The sequence below is a fragment of the Actinomyces sp. Z16 genome (assembly GCF_003111765.1).
GTDB classification, from domain to species: domain Bacteria; phylum Actinomycetota; class Actinomycetes; order Actinomycetales; family Actinomycetaceae; genus Actinomyces; species Actinomyces glycerinitolerans.
Genome location: NZ_CP027862.1, coordinates 2,377,418 through 2,395,045, shown reverse-complemented (window position 1 = coordinate 2,395,045; position 17,628 = coordinate 2,377,418). Strand labels below are relative to the sequence as shown.

The 17,628-nt window shown below is 69.6% G+C and carries 17 protein-coding genes; 14 read left to right on the top strand and 3 right to left on the bottom strand.

Annotated elements, in window-relative coordinates:
- Nucleotides 1–13: 13 nt before the first annotated feature.
- Nucleotides 14–1,252, bottom strand: coding sequence for a hypothetical protein (locus tag C3B71_RS09950; RefSeq protein WP_146752433.1), 1,239 nt, complete (start codon nt 1,250–1,252; stop codon nt 14–16).
- Between the two features lie 633 nt (nt 1,253–1,885).
- Between C3B71_RS09950 and C3B71_RS09945 the strand changes: the two genes are divergently transcribed.
- The 14 genes from C3B71_RS09945 (at nt 1,886) to C3B71_RS09885 (ending at nt 14,140) form a co-directional block, all read left to right on the top strand.
- Nucleotides 1,886–3,370, top strand: a complete 1,485-nt coding sequence (locus tag C3B71_RS09945) for an alanine/glycine:cation symporter family protein (RefSeq protein ID WP_234415879.1) — start codon at nt 1,886–1,888, stop codon at nt 3,368–3,370.
- Between the two features lie 301 nt (nt 3,371–3,671).
- Nucleotides 3,672–4,115, top strand: a complete 444-nt coding sequence (gene rpsP / locus C3B71_RS09940) for a 30S ribosomal protein S16 (protein ID WP_108967795.1) — start codon at nt 3,672–3,674, stop codon at nt 4,113–4,115.
- 1 nt (nt 4,116) lies between these two features.
- Nucleotides 4,117–4,353, top strand: a complete 237-nt coding sequence (locus C3B71_RS09935; RefSeq protein WP_108967793.1) for an RNA-binding protein — start codon at nt 4,117–4,119, stop codon at nt 4,351–4,353.
- A gap of 476 nt (nt 4,354–4,829) precedes the next feature.
- Nucleotides 4,830–4,991: a hypothetical protein gene (locus C3B71_RS15920; protein WP_159097673.1), complete on the top strand. Its 162-nt coding sequence runs from the start codon at nt 4,830–4,832 to the stop codon at nt 4,989–4,991.
- Nucleotides 4,982–5,536 carry a ribosome maturation factor RimM gene (gene rimM, locus C3B71_RS09930; RefSeq protein WP_073332900.1) on the top strand — a complete coding sequence of 185 codons (555 nt, stop codon included), beginning with the start codon at nt 4,982–4,984 and terminating at the stop codon, nt 5,534–5,536. Before C3B71_RS15920 ends, rimM begins: the two co-directional genes overlap by 10 nt.
- A gap of 83 nt (nt 5,537–5,619) precedes the next feature.
- Nucleotides 5,620–7,110, top strand: coding sequence for a tRNA (guanosine(37)-N1)-methyltransferase TrmD (gene trmD / locus C3B71_RS09925; protein ID WP_181574881.1), 1,491 nt, complete (start codon nt 5,620–5,622; stop codon nt 7,108–7,110).
- A 269-nt stretch (nt 7,111–7,379) separates the two neighbouring features.
- Nucleotides 7,380–7,730 (top strand): 50S ribosomal protein L19, encoded by a 351-nt coding sequence (gene rplS / locus C3B71_RS09920; RefSeq protein WP_073332903.1) that lies wholly within the window; start codon nt 7,380–7,382, stop codon nt 7,728–7,730.
- A gap of 112 nt (nt 7,731–7,842) precedes the next feature.
- Nucleotides 7,843–8,676 (top strand): signal peptidase I, encoded by an 834-nt coding sequence (lepB, locus tag C3B71_RS09915; RefSeq protein ID WP_108967791.1) that lies wholly within the window; start codon nt 7,843–7,845, stop codon nt 8,674–8,676.
- Nucleotides 8,673–9,533: a ribonuclease HII gene (locus C3B71_RS09910; protein WP_396027152.1), complete on the top strand. Its 861-nt coding sequence runs from the start codon at nt 8,673–8,675 to the stop codon at nt 9,531–9,533. The genes lepB and C3B71_RS09910 overlap by 4 nt, the downstream gene beginning before the upstream one ends.
- 7 nt (nt 9,534–9,540) lie before the next feature.
- Entirely contained in the window at nt 9,541–9,846 is a 306-nt protein-coding gene (locus C3B71_RS09905) for a DUF2469 domain-containing protein (protein ID WP_073332911.1), read from the top strand.
- Nucleotides 9,847–9,989: 143 nt separating this feature from the next.
- Nucleotides 9,990–10,400: a YraN family protein gene (locus C3B71_RS09900; RefSeq protein WP_108969797.1), complete on the top strand. Its 411-nt coding sequence runs from the start codon at nt 9,990–9,992 to the stop codon at nt 10,398–10,400.
- Nucleotide 10,401: 1 nt separating this feature from the next.
- Nucleotides 10,402–11,976, top strand: a complete 1,575-nt coding sequence (locus tag C3B71_RS09895) for a YifB family Mg chelatase-like AAA ATPase (protein ID WP_108967789.1) — start codon at nt 10,402–10,404, stop codon at nt 11,974–11,976.
- On the top strand, nt 11,973–13,328 hold the full coding sequence (locus C3B71_RS09890; RefSeq protein WP_108967786.1) for a DNA-processing protein DprA: 1,356 nt from the start codon (nt 11,973–11,975) through the stop codon (nt 13,326–13,328). Before C3B71_RS09895 ends, C3B71_RS09890 begins: the two co-directional genes overlap by 4 nt.
- A gap of 347 nt (nt 13,329–13,675) precedes the next feature.
- Nucleotides 13,676–14,140, top strand: a complete 465-nt coding sequence (locus C3B71_RS09885) for a GNAT family N-acetyltransferase (RefSeq protein WP_108967784.1) — start codon at nt 13,676–13,678, stop codon at nt 14,138–14,140.
- Nucleotides 14,141–15,575: 1,435 nt separating this feature from the next.
- Here the strand turns inward: C3B71_RS09885 and C3B71_RS09880 are convergent.
- Together C3B71_RS09880 and C3B71_RS09875 are read right to left on the bottom strand one after the other, a co-directional pair.
- Nucleotides 15,576–16,415, bottom strand: coding sequence for an ABC transporter permease subunit (locus C3B71_RS09880; RefSeq protein WP_073332918.1), 840 nt, complete (start codon nt 16,413–16,415; stop codon nt 15,576–15,578).
- Nucleotides 16,412–17,341 carry an ABC transporter ATP-binding protein gene (locus C3B71_RS09875; protein WP_108967782.1) on the bottom strand — a complete coding sequence of 310 codons (930 nt, stop codon included), beginning with the start codon at nt 17,339–17,341 and terminating at the stop codon, nt 16,412–16,414. Before C3B71_RS09875 ends, C3B71_RS09880 begins: the two co-directional genes overlap by 4 nt.
- Nucleotides 17,342–17,628: the final 287 nt, after the last annotated feature.

The window sequence follows — 17,628 nt, the reverse complement described above, 5'->3', positions numbered from 1 at the left end:
GCGTTCGAATCGGTCAGGACGGGGTATAGGCGATTACCTCGGAATCGACGCCCATGAGGATCAGGTCATCGGTCGTGCGTACCAGGGCTCGGCCCTTGGAACGATCCTGCGAATACTCCGGGACCAGCACCTCTCCCGACTCCGTGTCGAAGACAATGGCCCATGCGTTCACATTTGGCCGTGAACGGAGGACCAGGCTGCGACCATCGGCGGTGAGTGCCGCCATCCTCTGGTAGTAGCCGCCTTGGAGATACGTATCTATGAGCACGCTTTCGGGCAGGTCAACCTCGTTCCCGTTCAATGTGCACGCAGAAGTGTCCCGGCACTGCAGGACCACATCCGCCCAGTCGAAGTCTCCGTCGCGGTAGGCGGCGCGCAACTGCGCTAGCATTGGCAGCTCGCCGTCGGTCAGCAGCACCGTGGGGAGCTCGGCGATGACCGGGAACGGTTGTCCCTCCTCCCCGCCTGAAGTGATCAATGCGGCCTGATTCTGGGATTTGGACAGCAGCAACCAGCCGTCACGTGCTGGAATGAATACGGGGAAGCCGCCGGCGTCCGTTGATCTGGGCCAGTTACCGTGAAGTGAGCCGTCCGCCAGAGACATCAGGGAGTAGGTGCGGGTGTTTTCGGCGTCGGATTCCGTATTGGCCACGAGCGAGCCATCCTGTACGTTGCCGCTCATTCCGAAGCCGATAGTCGGATAGACCATGTCTTCCTCATAGTCCTGCTTCCACCGCTGTGATGGATTGCCATCATTCCAGTCCCAGGCGGAGCAGGTGGCGGCGGAGCTGCTGTAGGCGTGGCGACAATTGATGGCCAGTTCCTCGGCAATGGAGATGACGACGCCTGACTCATCGGCCCAGGGAGCTTGGGTCAGGTCGCCGGTCGACGGGTCGAGCAGTAGGCTCCCGGTCGCCAGATACCCGCCCCACCACTGGGCGTACTCACCCGGGTACAGCCTGTTGATGTCTTTGCCGTCAGGGTCATCGCCGGAGCGGGTCCAGAGCTCCTCGGCGCCCGTGCTGGTGAGGTGATAACCGGTGACCTTGGCGGGCGTGTCCAGGTGTCGTTCGGAGACGATCACCAGGCAGTCTCCGGCGGAGAACGCCTGCCAGTTCGGCACGTCCAGCAAATCGCCTCGACCACTGTCCAGGCGCCATTCCTCCGCCCAGCCGGTCGGGTCGGTGGGGGTGTCCAGGACGGCCGTCGTCGAGCAGCCGGTTTGTGCGGGTGGTTCCACGACGGCGTTCACGGTGCGGGGCGTGGGGGATGCGGGGCTGGGAGTGATTTCAGCTTCGGTGGCTGACCCGAACCGGTTGCCGAGAACGCTGGCGCACACAATGACGACTGCGGCGACAGCGATGATGCCGGCAGGGAGAGTCCGTGAGCGTCTGCGGCTTGATACGTACTGCGGCAGGCTGCCCGTGTTGCGCGGCGGTTGGTTGAGGCCATGTGAGTTGCGGGGTGTGCTACCGGCTGGAGGGCTCGGCCGTGTGGGGGCGGTCGGCTCCCCATCCGCGGTTGCCGGGCGCACGGGGCTGGAGCCGATCAGTTGACGTGGCGGGCGGATAGACCTGGGGGCGCCGGGAGGACGGATGCCGCGTCGGGAGAACACACTCATGCCCCAAACATTACGGTACAGTCAAGCGTGCCGGTGGATTGTCCGGATCCGGGACAAACGTGCTTGGAGTACCGGTCCTCGGTTTCAGACTCGTTGGAGTCATGCGGCTCGTCGATCGGAGACCGAGCCGGCGGCAGGCGTTTGTCCCCGATCATGACACTCGGTCTCGGACTTGCGTCCCACTCCTTGCACGTCGGCTATCTGCGCCCGCCGTCTGCGGTAACCTCGCACCCGCCCCGCCATCCCCGACGGACGGAAACCACCGTGTCCGCTGCACTCACCGAAGCCCTGTCCAATTTCGAGGGCTTCGTCTCCGGCAATATTCTGATCTGGATCCTCCTGGGCACCGGCCTGTACCTGACCGTGCGCACGCGCGCCGTCCAGCTGCGCCTCTTCGTACGAGCCCTTCGCCTCGTGGCCCACTCCCGTCACCAACGCGGTTCCCTGTCCAGCTTCCAGGCCTTCGTGATTGGTCTGGGCGGGCGCGTGGGCACCGGCAACATTGCGGGCGTGGCCCTGGCCGTCACCCTCGGCGGCCCGGGCGCCCTGCTGTGGATGTGGGTGGTGGCGATCCTCGGCATGGCGACCAGCTTCGCCGAGTCGACCCTGGCCCAGGTGTTCAAGGTCCGCAACGTCGACGGCATCTTCCGCGGCGGTCCCGCCTACTACATGCAGCGCGGCATCGGCGGTGGCCTGGGCCGCTACATGGGCGTCGTGTTCGCGGTGATGCTGGTGTTCTCCTACGGGCTCATCTTCCCGATGGTGCAGTCCAACACCATCGCCCTGACCCTGCGTGAGGCGCACGGCGTGAGCACCTCGGTCACGGCGATCGTGCTTATGGCGCTGACCGCCCCGATCCTCCTGGCCGGCATGCGGATGGTGGCGAAGGTGACCGAGTGGCTGGTCCCACTGATGGCCCTGGCCTACCTGGTGGTGATACTCGTGGTCATCGTTGTATCCATCGACCGGGTGCCCGGCGCCTTTATGGACATCTTCGCCGGCGCCTTCAACCTGCGCTCCGGCCTGGCCGGCACCGGCGGCGGGATCTTCGCCACCTTCCTCAACGGGACCAAGCGCGGCCTGTTCTCCAATGAGGCCGGCCAGGGGTCATCCCCGAACGGCGCCGCCACGGCCGACGTCGCCCACCCCGTCACCCAGGGGCTCATCCAGGCGCTGGGCGTATGCGTGGATACGATCCTGATCTGCACCGCCACCGGATTGACCATTCTGCTGTCCTCTCCGGCGGTCTACACGCCGGGGGTAGAGCCGCAGTGGGCGGAGACCACCCTGGTACAGCACGCCCTGGGCGACGCCGTGCCCGGCAACTGGGTCATCTGGTTCATGAGCTTCGTGGTGCTCACCTTCGCCTACTCCTCGGTGCTGGGCTACTCCGCCTTCGCCGAGATCAACGTCAGCTACCTCGGCGGCGGGCAACAGGCCGGCGTTGCTCTGCGTCTGGCCATGACGATCGCCACCGGGTTGGGTGCGCTGGTCACCCTGGATCTGGCCTGGGTGATGGCGGATGTGGCCCTGGCGCTGATGACGATCCTGAACCTGGTGGCGGTGCTATGGCTGTCCGGCTGGGTGGTGGCCACGCTGAGGGACTACGACGCCCAGATGCGCGACGGCGTGGCCGAGCCGGTGTTCATCACCTCCGGCAACCCGTTGCTGCCCGGTGAGCTCGACGGCGACGTCTGGACCGCCGACCGGGCCATTCTGCGACAGGACAGCCTCCACGAGGAGATCTGAACCGGTCCCGGTGCCGCCGCCGTGCGGGAGACGCCGCCGCGCCGTAAGCGGGACCACTCGGGTCGGGGGAGTGGCGGACCGCGGCATGCTCTGTGGGCGATCTCGCACCGAATCGGTGCGGTGCGGGCGTCCCACGGCTGGCATGCGGCGGCGTCGCTCTGGCAGAATGCACGGCTGTACTCGACCGTTCCCGGTCCCTCTCCCGGTGCGATCGCGTCTCGGCCCTAACCGGCCCCCGTTGCTGTAACCCCACCGGGAATCGGCATGGGCCAAACCATCGAGAACCAGGAGTTTTTTCCAAGTGGCAGTCAAGATTCGCCTCAAGCGCCTCGGCAAGAAGTTCGCACCCTTCTACCGGGTGGTCGTCGTCGACTCCCGTAAGAAGCGCGATGGCCGTGTCATCGAGGAGATCGGCGTTTATGACCCGATGCAGGAGCCCTCGCTCATCCGCATCGACTCCGAGCGGGCCCAGTACTGGCTCGGCGTAGGCGCACAGCCCTCCAACGCCGTCTTCAACCTGCTCAAGATCACCGGCGACTATCACACCTTCAAGGGCCTGAAGGGCGTTAAGCCCCGCCTGAAGGTCAAGGACGCCGAGGCGGAGGCCGCCGCCAAGCAGGCCGCCGTCAAGGCCGTTGCCGACGACGCCGAGAAGCGCAAGGCCGACGCCGCCGTCAAGCAGGCCGAGGCCCAGGCGGCCGCCGCGGACGAGGAGCCGACCGAGGCCCCCGCCGAGGAGGCCTGACGTGCTTGCCGACGCACTCGAACACCTCGTGCGCGGCATCGTCGACAACCCCGACGACGTCACCGTCACCGCCCGCACGCTGCGCCGCGGCGACCTGTTGGAGGTCCGGGTCAACCCCGATGACCTCGGCCGCGTGATCGGCCGGTCGGGACGCACCGCCCGCGCACTGCGCACGGTCGTCGGCGCGCTGGCCGACTCGCCGGTGCGCGTGGACGTCGTGGACACCGACCGCCGCTGACACCGGCGCGAAGTCTCACCAGCGCCGCCGCCCGCATCCCACCCCGGGACGCGGGCGGCGGCGTTTTCAACAGTGTCCGCCGATAACTCGATAACTCGGACGCGGAGGATTGGCGTGAGGGTGGGTTATCGGCGCGAACGTGTTGCTTTAGGTCGGGTTGTCGGCACGGACGTGTGTTTTGGCCCGGCGGCGTGTGGGGGGGCGTGTTTTTGCACGACCCTGGGCGACACTGCACGACCCTGGTGCTCGTTCCACGACCCCGGGGTGGTCGTGCAACATGCACCAAGGTCGTGGAACGCGGCCCGAGGTCGTGCAGTATCACTCTCCTGCATCAAGCCGGGACGGGCACCCTACACAAACCACGACCAACTGACACGCACACCCAGCGCTAGCGCCTACTACGAGCCTTTGTACCCTGGTGTGCGGGTATTTGCCGCACACCAGGGTACAAAAGCTCGCAGCAGAGGGTGCTTGCGGTGGTGGCGCCTGCGGTGGTGGCGCGCATGGTGGTGCTTGCGGTGGTGACGCGCATGGTGGTGCTTGCGGTGGTGACGCGCATGGTGGTGCCTGCGATGGTGACGTGCATGGTGGCGCCTGCGGTGGTGATGCGCACGGTAGGTTTGGGCGCGTGCTGCTAACCGTCGCCGTCATCGGCCCCGCCCACGCCCTCAAGGGCGAGGTGCGCCTCGAAATCCGCACCGACGATCCCGAGGGCCGGCTCGCCCCCGGCAGTGTGCTGCCCGTCGATCCCGCCACCGGCCCCGCTGCCGCTGGACACCTGACCGTCTCCCGGCTGCGCTTCGACGGCACCCGCTGGTACGCCGCCTTCGTCGAGGCCCCGGACCGCACCGCCGCCGAGGCCCTGCGCGGGGTGAAGCTGCTGGTGGAGACGGACGCCGAGGAAGCGGAGGACGACGACGCCTGGTACGCCCACGAGCTGATCGGCCTGCGGGCCATCCGGGTGCTGGCGGACGGCAGCACCCAGGAGCTGGGGGAGGTGAGTGGCCTGGAGCCGGGTGTCGCCCAGGACCGCCTGTTGGTGCGTACCCCCGACGGACAGGAGGTGTCCGTCCCCTTCGTCGAGCAACTCGTCCCCGAGATCGACCCCGACGCCGGCACCGTCACCATCGACCCGCCCGGCGGCCTGTTCCCCGGCCTGGGAGAGGCGGAGGAGGCCCGGTGAACCGCCTGGACCAGACCGAGGCCGTCGCGGCGCCGTCCCCGATGCCCGTCGCGGAGGCGTTCCCGGCGTCCGCCTCCGGGCCCCTGCGCCTGGACGTGGTGACGATCTTCCCCGACTACCTGCGCGTGCTTGACCTGTCCCTGATCGGACGAGCCCACGCCGACGGGCTGCTGGACCTGCATGTCCACGACCTGCGTGACTGGACCCACGACCGCCACCGCACCGTGGACGACACCCCCATCGGCGGTGGCGCCGGCATGGTGATGAAACCCGACGTGTGGGGCGCCGCCCTCGACGACGTGCTGGCCGCCCCCCTGCCCGCCGCCCCGGCCAGCGCTGAGGTCGCGGAGCCCACGAAGGTTGCGAGCCTGCCCGCCCCCAGGCGCGTGCTGGTGATCCCCACCCCCTCCGGTGAACTGTTCACCCAGCGCACCGCCGAGAACCTGGCGGGCGCCGACCAGCTCGTCTTCGCCTGCGGCCGCTACGAGGGCATCGACGCCCGCGTGGCCGAGCACTACGCGTCGTCCGGCGTGGAGGTGCATGAGCTCTCCATCGGCGATTATGTGCTCAACGGCGGGGAAGCCGCCGTCCTGGTCATGATCGAGGCCATCGCCCGCCTGCGCCCCGGTGTGCTGGGCAATCCCGAGTCGATCGTGGAGGAGTCCCACACGGGCGCCGGCCTGCTGGAGTACCCCGTCTACACCCGCCCCGTGGCCTGGCGCGGCCTGGACCTCGCCGCCACCGAGCCGGTGCTCCTGTCGGGCGACCACGCCCGCATCGATCGCCACCGTCGTGACCAGGCGGTGGCCCGCACCGCCGTGCGCCGCCCCGACCTAATGGCCCGACTGGACCCAGCCCGCTTGGACGCCGGCGACCGCGCCGCCCTGACCCGCAACGGCTGGGTCGCGCCGGCCGGCGCCTCCCACCCGGTGCCGTTGGTGGTGCGTCCCGCACTGGAAGCGGATCTGCCTGCGCTCGCGGACCTGGCCGCGCGCACCTTCCCCGACGCCTGCCCCAGCTTCCTGACGAGCGAACAGATCGCCGCCCACATTGCCGTGAATCTTTCCCCTCAGCGCCTGGCCACCTGGCTAGCGGACCCGCGCGTGGTCCTGACCGTGGCCGAGCTGCCCGACGGCCTGCCCGCGCCCCCCGAGGTCCCCGGCACCTCGGCGCTGCCGCCCGGCGCGTTGGTGGGCTACAGCGCGGTGGTCGCCGAGTCCCTCGACGCCGCCGGCGCACTTCCCGCCGGACTCGACCCGCGCCCGCCCTCCGTCGGCGTCCCGACCGGCCCCGACGACGTCGGTGGGTTGGCTGCGGAACTGTCCAAGGTGTACGTCGACGCCCGCCTGCGTGCCTCCGGCATCGCCCCGACCCTGCTGGCAGAGGCGGTCTGTGATGCCGCCACCATGGGGGTCACCGCGCTGTGGTTGGGCACCAATGACGCCAATCGCCGCGCCCAGAAGGCCTACCGGCGCGCCGGCTTCCGCAAGGTCGGTACCCGCACTTACGAGGTCGGCGGGGAGCGCTGCCGCGACGTCGTCATGGTCCTTAACCCGCAGGAAACGGCCGCGTAGACGTTACCTGGCCGCCGGCGGGAGGCGCACCGCGCAGCCGGCGGACGTGAAATCCGGCACGAAGCGCCGTCGTAGCCCTCTGACGGCGCGGCCCCTGTGGCAGACTGGACCGGCCTCGGGCCTCGGACCGCCCCTGCCACTGGGGAGGCGGTCAGGAGTAGGACCCGCTGGCATCCGCATGCGGCACGAGCCGCCCGACCGGCACCCCGGCCGGCGGCGCCGCCTGTTAAACGCTCGCTGACCAGTGGCACGGGCGTGGAGAGAAATCAATGACCAACCTGATCGACGAGATCGACGCCGCCTCCCTGCGCGACGACATCCCCAACTTCCGGGCCGGCGACACCCTGCGGGTGCACGTCAAGGTCGTGGAGGGGTCCCGCAGCCGCATCCAGGTCTTCCAGGGCGTCGTCATCGCCCGCAAGGGATCCGGGGTCTCCGAGACCTTCACCATCCGCAAGGTCTCCTTCGGCGTCGGCGTGGAGCGTACCTTCCCGTTGCACACCCCCACGATCGAGAAGATCGAGGTCGTCACCCGCGGTAACGTGCGCCGCGCCAAGCTGTACTACCTGCGCAACCTGCACGGCAAGGCCGCCAAGATCAAGGAGTACCGCGCCAACTGACGGCCCGGAACACTTCCGAGCCCTGGTGCCCGGGGCCCACGGGTCCCGGGCACCGGCGCATCCACCCGACCCCAGCCCTGAAACCGCCCAGCCACTATTCGAGAGGGAAACGGTGACCGCACCGCAGGAAGACGCCGAAGACCTGCCTGAAGCCGGTACCTCCGCTCCCGCGGCCGCGGATGCCACCGACGGCGCGGACGAGCTGCCCCCCTCCTACGAGCCGGTCCACCGGCCCACCCCATTGGCCGCACCCGAGCGGGCCGAAGCCGAGCCCGCGCCGCGCCGCCGCGGCTCCACCCTGCTGATCGTGCTCGCGGTGCTGGTGGTCGTCGCCCTGGTCAAGACCTTCGTGGTGCAGACCTTCGGCATCCCCTCCGGCTCCATGGAGGACACCCTGCTTGAGGGCGACCGGGTGGCCGTGACCATGTACGACGCCGACGACGTCGACCGCGGCGACATCGTGGTATTCACCGACCCGGACAACTGGCTCACCGTCACCGAGCCCACCGGGTTGAGGGGCTTCGTCCAGGACGCACTCATCGTCCTGCACCTGCTGCCCGAGGACTCCGGCCACCACCTGATCAAACGCGTCATCGGCGTGGCTGGGGACCGCATCGTCGCCGACGGCGAGGGGTCGCTGACCATCAACGGCGTCGAGGTCCACGAGCCCTACCTGAAGTCCGGCCGCTCCGCCTCCGACGTCGCCTTCGACGTCACCGTCCCCGACGGCTATGTGTGGGTGATGGGCGACAACCGCGCCAACTCCGCCGACTCCCGCTTCCACCAGGACGACGCCAACGGCGGATTCGTCCCGCTGGACGACGTGGTCGGGGTCGCCAAGGTCGTGCTCTGGCCGCTGTCACGCCTGGAGACCCTTGACGACGGTGGCGCCTTCGACGCCGTTCCCGACGCCGCCTCGAGCACCACCTCCGGGACTGGTCCGTGACCCGCGCCCGCATCCTGCCGGACCGCGCCCTGGAGGAGTGGCTGCTGGTCCGCTATCCGCTGGTCGGTGGCATGGACGAGGTCGGCCGGGGCTCCCTGGCCGGACCCGTCAGCGTCGGCCTGGCCGTCGTCTCCCGGGCCACGCCTGCTGCCTTCCCTGCGGGCCTGGCCGACTCCAAGCAGCTCACGCCCCGCCGTCGGGAGGCGCTCGTGGAGCCCTGCCGCGCCTGGGCGGTTGACCACGCCGTCGGTCACGCCGCGCCTGCGGAGATCGACGCCGTCGGCATCATCGGCGCACTGCGACTGGCCGGGCAGCGGGCCCTGGCCGAGGTCGCCCTACGCGGTCACCTGCCCGGCGCCATCATCCTGGACGGCACCATGAACTGGCTGCGCCCTGCCCCGGCCGACGCGGCCGAGCAGACCACGGCGCCGGCTGCGGTGACGCCGGTGGGGCCGGCCGCGTCCGTTGCAGTAGCGTCCGCCGCGCGGCCCATCCCGTCCGTGTACACCTCCGTCAAGGCGGATGCTCACTGCGCGGTGGTGGCCGCCGCATCCGTTCTGGCCAAGGTGGAGCGCGACGCGCTCATGACCGCCCTGCCCGACCCCGGCTACGACTGGACCCGCAACAAGGGCTACACCTCGCCGGCCCACATCGAGGGCCTGGCCCGCCTGGGCGCCAGCGATCAGCACCGCCGCTCCTGGCACCTGCCCGGACTGGATCGCTTCACGGCCCGGGCTGCCGGGGCCGACCCCGCGCCGCTGCGCGCCGCCGCCCCGGTACAGGCGCCGACCCGGACCGTGGCTGTGGCCGACGCGCCCGCGGGACCTGCTGCCGGAAGGGACGCCCATTGGGCATGATGGACGGGTGAGTGCTGAAGATCTGGAGTCGTATGAGAACGACTTGGAGCTCGACCTGTACCGCGAGTACCGCGATGTCATCTCCCTGTTCTCCTATGTCGTCGAGACGGAGCGCCGCTTCTACCTGGCCAACGCCGTGGACGTGCAGGTGCGCACCAACGGCGGCGAGGTGTTCTTCGAGCTGACCCTCGAGGACGCCTGGGTGTGGGACATCTACCGGGCCAGCCGATTCGTGAAGTCCGTGCACGTGGTCACCTTCAAGGACGTCAACGTCGAGGAGCTGACCAAGCCGGAAATGGACATCCCTTCCTGACCGGCCGCCGGCCCTGAAATGACCGCGCGGAGGATTCACCAGATCCCACAGGCATCGTTCGTGCACCCCTAATCCACAGAGATCAAATCGCGCGCTGGCCCCGCCACGCCCCCACGGGCACGCTGGTGGTGGAGGTCAAGCCCATGCAACCAGCACCAACCACTACGCCGACCGACCCGCGCCGGCTCATCGGTCAGCGCGGCGAAGCCATTGCCGCCCGCTATCTGAGCGACTCTGGCTGGCGCATTCTGGACCGCAACTGGCGGCCCGGCCCCGGCCTGCGCGGCGAGGTGGACATCGTTGCCCTGCAACCACACCCCGACGGCCTCGGCACGCTGGTGATCGTGGAGGTCAAGACCCGCACCTCCGCCGTCGCCGGACCGCCGGCTGAGGCCGTCGACGCGCGCAAGCTAGCCCGCCTGCGCACCCTGGCCGTCGCCTGGGCCGCCACACACCCGGTGCCGCACGCGGGGCTGCGCCTCGACGTCGTCTCCGTTCAGTTGCGTGCCGGCCGTCCCGCCCTGCTGCGCCACCACCGGGGAGTGGGGGATTGAAATGGGCCTGGCACGCACCCTTGCCGTCACCCTGACCGGACTGGCCGGACACCTGGTGGACGTGGAGGCCCACTCCGCTCACGGACTGCCCGGATTCACCCTCGTCGGCCTTCCGGACGCGGCCATACGCGAGTCGCGCGAGCGCGTCCGGGCCGCCCTGTCCACCTGCGGAGTCACCTGGGGCGAGCACCGGCTGACCGTCAATCTCTCTCCGGCCGACCTGCCCAAGACCGGGACCGGCTTCGACCTGGCCCTGGCGCTTGCGGTCCTGGGCGCCCGCGGCCAGCTGCCGGCTCGTGCCATCGCCCACATGGCCCGCACCGTCTACATCGGGGAACTCGGTCTGGACGGCTCCATCCACCCGGTCCGCGGCATCCTGCCCGCCGTGCGCGCCGCCGCCGATGCCGGCGTGACCGAGGTGGTGGTGGCCTCCGGCGCGGGCCGGGAGGCGGCCCTGGTACCGGGCGTGGACGTGACCGCCGTCAGTCACATCGGCGAGTTGCTGGAGCGCTACGGCGGGAAGCTGCCCGGTCGGGCCCGCGAACTCATGCGCCGCGCCCGCCGTGAGGCGGCCCACGCTCCCCGCCCCGCCGGAGGCCGAGACCGGGTGCGCGAACCCGACCTGGCCGATGTGGTGGGACAGACCCAGGCGCGTCATGCCTTGGAGGTCGCCGCCGCGGGCGGACACCACCTGCTGCTGATCGGCCCGCCGGGCGCCGGCAAGACCATGCTCGCCGAGCGCCTGCCCTCCATCCTGCCGCCCCTGAGTCCCGACGACGCCGTCACCGTCACCTCCATCCATTCCCTGGCCGGAACCTTCAACGCCGACGCCGGCCTGCTCACCCGCCCGCCCCTGCGCGCGCCCCACCACACCGCCACGCGCGCCGCCGTCGTGGGCGGCGGCACGGGCACACCCCGCCCCGGTGACGTGTCGCTCGCCCACCGCGGCGTGCTGTTCCTGGACGAGGCCCCCGAATTCTCCGCCGGCGTGCTCGACTGCCTGCGCCAGCCGCTGGAGTCCGGAGTGGTGACCATCGACCGGGTGGGCGGGCGCGCCACCTACCCGGCCGCCTTTCAACTGGTGCTGGCAGCCAACCCCTGTCCCTGCGGGCGCGCCACGGGGCGTGGTCTGGAGTGCACCTGTACCTCTTTGCAGCGGCGCCGTTACTTCTCCCGCCTGTCCGGCCCCCTGCTGGACCGGGTCGACATCCAGGTGGAGGTCGCCGCCGTCACCGCCGATGACCTGGCCGCCGGAACCGCAGGCGAGCCCAGCGCCGTCGTCGCCGCCCGCGTCGCCGAGGCGCGCGCACGGGCCGCCCGGCGGCTGGCCGACACCCCCTGGCGACTGATGGGGGAGGTCCCCGGGAGCTGGCTGCGCTCGCCCGCCTCCGGCACCGACCCCTCTCTGCTCACCCCGCTCATGACCGCCCTGGACCGGGGCGACCTGACCCTGCGCGGCGTCGACCGGGTGCTGCGGCTGGCCTGGACCCTGGCCGACCTCGGCGCCCGCCCCGCGCCCACCCCCACCGATATCGGCGCCGCTCTGGCGCTGCGCACGAGAGGAGCCCGCCCATGAGAGCCGCGAACACATCCGCCGCCGGCTCCACCGCACACGTCGCCTGCGCGGACCCACCGCCCGCCTCCGATGTCGGCGTCGAGGCCACTGTCGATGGCGACGCCGAGGCCCTGGCCCGGGCCACCTGGTCGCGGCTCGCCGAGCCCGCAGACGCCCACGCCTGCGCCCTGGTCGGCCGCCTCGGTGCCACCGCCGCCCTGGACTGGCTCACGCATGAGGCCCTCGACGCCGACGGGGAGCCCCGGCCCGCCCCACGTCCGCCGCTGCCGCCCCACGGAGACGCCGCCCGCGCCAGCGCGGACTGGGCCACGGCCGCCGCCCGTTGGGCCCCGCGCCTGCAAGGCCTGGACATCCGCCGCGAACTGGATGTGTTGGAACGCCTCGGCGGCAGCCTGCTCATCCCCACCGACCCGGGGTGGCCCACGGGGCTGAACGACTTGGAGCGCCCACCCCATTGCCTATGGGTGCGCGGCGATCCCGCCCTACTCGTCGCCCGCCGGGGCGCCGCCGACGTCGCCCTGCCGCGGGCCCGCGAGGATCTGGTGCCGGACGGGCCCGGCGCCGGATGCGCGCTGGCGCTGGTCGGGGCGCGCGCCTCCACCGACTACGGCGAGCACGTCACCTTCGATATGGCCAGTGGGCTGGCAGCGAAGGGTGTCGTCGTCGTCTCCGGTGGCGCCTTCGGCATCGACGCCGCCGCCCACCGTGGCGCCCTGCGCGCCGGCGTCACCGTGTCCGTGTCCGCCGGGGGAGTGGACCGCCTCTATCCGGCCGGCAACGCCGACGTGCTGGAGGAGGTTATCGCCACCGGTGCCCTGGTCGCCGAGGTGCCGCCCGGCTGCCAGCCCGGCCGCCACCGCTTCCTGACCCGCAACCGGCTGATCGCCGCCATGAGCGACGCCACCGTCGTCGTCGAAGCGGCATGGCGCTCCGGGGCCCTGTCCACCGCCCATCACGCCCTGGAGGTGAGCAGGCCGGTGGGGGCCGTGCCCGGGCCGGTCACCTCCATGGCGTCGGTGGGCTGTCACCGGCTGCTGCGGCAGGGCGCCGTCTGCGTCACCGACGCCGACGAGGCCCTGGAACTGGTCGCACCCCTGGGAGCCACCGACCCCGATGCGGCCAAGGCCGCGGACCCCGCCAATGCGGGATCCGGGCTGCTCGACGGCCTGGATGGGCCCGCGGCCGTCGTCCTGGACGCGCTGCCCGCCCGCGCCGAAGCCAGCGTGGAGTCGATCGTGCGCGCCGCCGGGCTCACCGAACGCGAGACCATCGCCGCCCTGGGACTGCTGGAACTCGAGGGCCGGGTGGAACGCCGTGGCGCCGCCTGGCGCCGCGCCCGCGGGCACCGGTGAACTCGATGCCGGTTGGCACCGCTGCCGCCCCAGCGCCGACGAGTCTTACCGGACCACCCCTCGTCAATGCCCAGTAGCCGCCTACCGCCCGAGCACCGACAAGTCTCACCACCCTATGTCTCGGCGTGACGGCGCCTCGCGGACTCGTCCGATTGGAGGGTGCTCTGTATCTCGGCTCAAATGAACGGAGCACAGTCGGAAGGAGCCATCGTCGTAGTTCGAGGATGGAGGACGAGAATACCGCCGCATCAGCTTTATTGGCTCGGAGTATCATCGCGGCGTGATCCAGGTGGGGGCAATGTTTGGGGGGAAGCGGTAGGAGTCATCTCGAGCTGTCGTACAGTGCGATGACCCTCGAGGCTGCTTTGGAGATTGCTGACGGCTGGAAGTATCCACCACCGTATGACGTCTATTACATGACGGCGGATCCAGAGGACTACGAGGAGTTCGTGACTCCCGAGAAGTGGCCCGACGTCCTCATGCAAGTCCGCTCAAGGGGCGAGCTGTTCGGATTCTTGTCCGCCGACGTCGATGATGGTGAAGGCGTGTTGGAGATTGGGGTGGGGATGCGGCCTGATCTCACTGGTCGTGGCCTCGGGTTAAGCTTCATGAAGTGTAATCTGGGCTGGCTGGAGGAGAATCTACCTGGTCGGGAGATTCGCTTGAGCGTGGCCTGCTTCAATGAGCGTGCAATTGTGGTGTACCGTCGGAGCGGATTTCGTAGAGTGCGTTCCTTTAAACAGGTTACCAACGGGGGAGTCTTCGACTTCATTGAAATGAAGTATGAGGGGCGTCAAGCGGCGGTCCGGTAATCTTCTGCCGGTTGCACGTATCGGCCTGCGGGGACTAATCCGCCTCTTCGTGTTTGTTTGGGGTGTGGTGGGTTCGGGTGGACGTGTATGTGTGGGTGTTGGTGCCAGGCGGGGGTGGTTAGGGACTGGTCGGGTGAGTGCCCCGGGGTGGCGCACGCTCGATCACCTTGCCGCTCCGACCGGTCGGGTGAGTGCCCCGGGGGGTGGCGCACGCTCAATCACCTTGCCGCTCCGACCGGTCGGCGGGTTTTGCCTGGTATTTCAATGATCTTGGTTTTGGGCAGGCGGAGGCCCATCGGCTCCCATGCGCGCCGCGGGGATCACCGCACATGGGAGCCGGCCGCACTGTTCACCGGTTGATGTGTTATCCGCGTAATAACGCCAAATCGCTAGAACAGCTCCACAACTGAGCGTGCCGCGCGTGCTCACGCCGGACCCACCCGGGCGCGGGTTCGGCGCCATGCCCCGGATCGGGGCGTCCTGGTCGTCGCCGGGCCCACCCGTGCGCGGGTTCGGCTCTTGGCGTTCGAGGGCGTGATGGCGGGGAGGGTACGGGTGTGCGGATGGTGGGGTGCCGACGGTTGTGAAGGACTCGCGGCTGCGCACTGCGTGGTGCCGGGCGGAGGCCGGAAATGTCCACATTCGGCACTAACGCCGTCGATGCGGATGCAGTCTGATGCGGCATCCGCATGATTTCAACGTATTGTTCGCGGCCGTTGACACGGCTGGCACCGTTCGTGCCGAATCTGGACATTCCACTGCGGCCTACACCCCGGATCGGCCCACCACAACCGCCAAGCCGAAGGCGCCACTAATCCGCCTCTTCGTGTTTGTTTATGGGCGCGGGCCCGGGCTGCTGTGTGGTGGTCGTGTTCGGGGCCCTGTTCGACAAGAGCCGGCCCGCCAGGTGGTCGTGTTCGGGTGTGGGAGGTCGTGTTCGGGCTGACGAGGTCGTGTTCGGCGGGCGCCGGTTTGCCGAATACGACCTCGTCGTCCCCAAACCCTCCACATTCGGGAGGGTTTCGGGTTGACGAGGTCGTTTTGGTCGAGCCCGGGTCGTTGTCGGGCTGATGAGGACGTTCTCGGGGCGGCGGGGACGATGTCGGGCCGGTGGAGGGCGGCGTCGGGGGCGGCGTCAGGCGAAGGCGTGAACGTTGACCCGAACGCACGAGCCGTCGTGCCTGGCCCACCGCGGTCCAGCGCGCACCCCCAGCCAACGCGCACTCCCACCAATCGCGCCACGCACCACGCAACTGGCACGCGTGCGTCCACCACCCCCGGCGACCCGCTGCCCATCAGCCCGTCGCGTCCCCAAGCACGAAGACTTGGTAAACACCGAGGGGGCTAAGTAGACCCCACCCGTCCGTGGCTTCCCCACCCGGTGATCGGCGCTGCGGCGCCCAGTGGTGGACGCAGCCGGCACCTACCCCTTGTCTCAGCGCCCGATGTCGCGGCGTGATAGCGCCACACAGGCGACTGCGACCAGCAGGGCACTGAACCCCCATAGCAGCGCCAGGCCGCCCCAGTCGACGCCATTGCTCAGAGGGCGCTCGTCGAAGGCCCAGTAATACGGCGACAGGTGCACGAGCCAGTCCAGATCGGCGGACATGCCGCCGATTGCGTTTAATGCGTAGCCGAGCGCGGCCACCGTGGCGCCGGCACCGAGCGACCAGGCGCTCCGGCCTGTCAGCGCGCCGGCCGCCAGCGCGGCAGTTCCGGAGAGCACGGCGAGACCCGCCCAGGAGGCCGTTGCAGCCAGCACGTTGGGGATGGACAGCGCCAGCTCGACGACTGGGTTGAGCACCAGTAACACAGCTACCGTGACGAGGGAGAGCACAAGCACCCGTATGACCAATGCGGCGGCGGTCTCTGCCACGTACTGCACGCGGCCCACGGCGTGAGCGAGCGTGAGCTCCAGGCGTCCGCTCTCCTCCATGCCCGCAATGAACCGCGCACCCCAGGCGGTGGCGGCAATGGCTCCGAGCGCGAAGCCGAGCAGCCCGAAGAAGGTGGCTTGGGCATAGCCCGCACCCGTGGCGATCTGGTCGTACCCCAGGAGGGACACGAGCTCCGTGGGCAGGGTGTCGAGGATGTCCGCGAGTTCGGGCGTCTGCAGCGACGGGTAGACCGGCAGGTACAGAGCCAGCACCGCGGCGAGTGCGACGCTCCAGCCGAGCAGCGAGCGGGCGCCCTCGGCCAGGTGCCGGCGCAGGATCGGCACGGCGGCGCGGGATTCCGCACCGGAAATGGCGGCCCGCGTGTTGGAAGCGCTCATGCTGACTCCTCCTGCTCCTCCTGGGCGTACAGGTTGAGGATCGACTCCTCCAGATCGGGCTCTTCGATCGTGAGTTCCTGAACCGTGAATCGCGACAGGGCCTTGACGAGTTCGTCCGCCCGTCCGCGGAACGCCCCCTGAACGCGCAACTGGTTGCCCGGCGCCGGCTCGATCTGCAGATCACTCAATATCCCGGGCTCTGCCAGGCCGCCGCGAATCTCCCGCGCGGTGACCTCACTGAGCACCGCGCGCACTCGGGATACGGCCGCCGGGCGTAGGGAGGAGACCTCGCCCTCGGCCACAACGCTGCCGTGGGACAGCACGGCAGCCGCATCCGCGGCATGCTGAATCTCGCTGAGGATATGAGAGCTGAGCAGCACGGTCTGTCCGGCGTCGCGTGCCTCCCGTACCAGGTTCAAGAATTCGCGCTGCATGAGCGGGTCCAGTCCGCTGGTGGGCTCGTCGAGGATCAACAGCTCGGGGGAGTGCATGAACGCCTGGATAAGCCCAAGCTTCTGCCGGTTCCCCTTCGACAGTGACCGCACCGGGCGACTCAGGTCAAGATCGAGGCGTTCGGCCAGGCCCTCGATCCGACCTGGGGCGACCGGGCCGCTGAGCTCGGCCAGATGCTTCAACAGCGCGGCGCCGCTGGTGCGTTCGCCCAGGTTGAGCTCACCCGGCAGGTAGCCGATGCGACGGCGCAGCTGTGGGTGGTCCGTGGTGGGCGAGGCGCCGAGCACGGAGATGCCGCCGCTGCTGGGGCGCATGATGCCGAGCAGCATGCGCAGCACCGTGGTCTTGCCGGCCCCGTTGGGGCCGATCAGTCCGTACACGCAGCCGCGCTCGACCCGCAGATCGATGCCCCGCACCGCATGCACGTCTCCGAAGCGCTTGTGAAGCGAATGAGTGGCGATAACTGCCGACATGAGTCCTCCCGAGCCGACGGCATGCGCCCATTCGGCACCCGGCGGGCGCGAAGTGCATCTCTGAGTACGCTACGGAGGCAATATGGGAGGGTCAATACCGGTCCGTGAGCCGGACACCGGGCCTGGTCACGTGTTCCCTGGCTTGTCGGGGCGAACATTGTCCGAATCCGGGACAAACATACTTGGAGCACCGGCCCTCGATTCCAGAATCGTTGGAATTATGCGGCTTCAAGATCGGCGACCGGTCCGGCGGCGTGCGTTTGTCCCGGATGGCGACAATGCCGGTC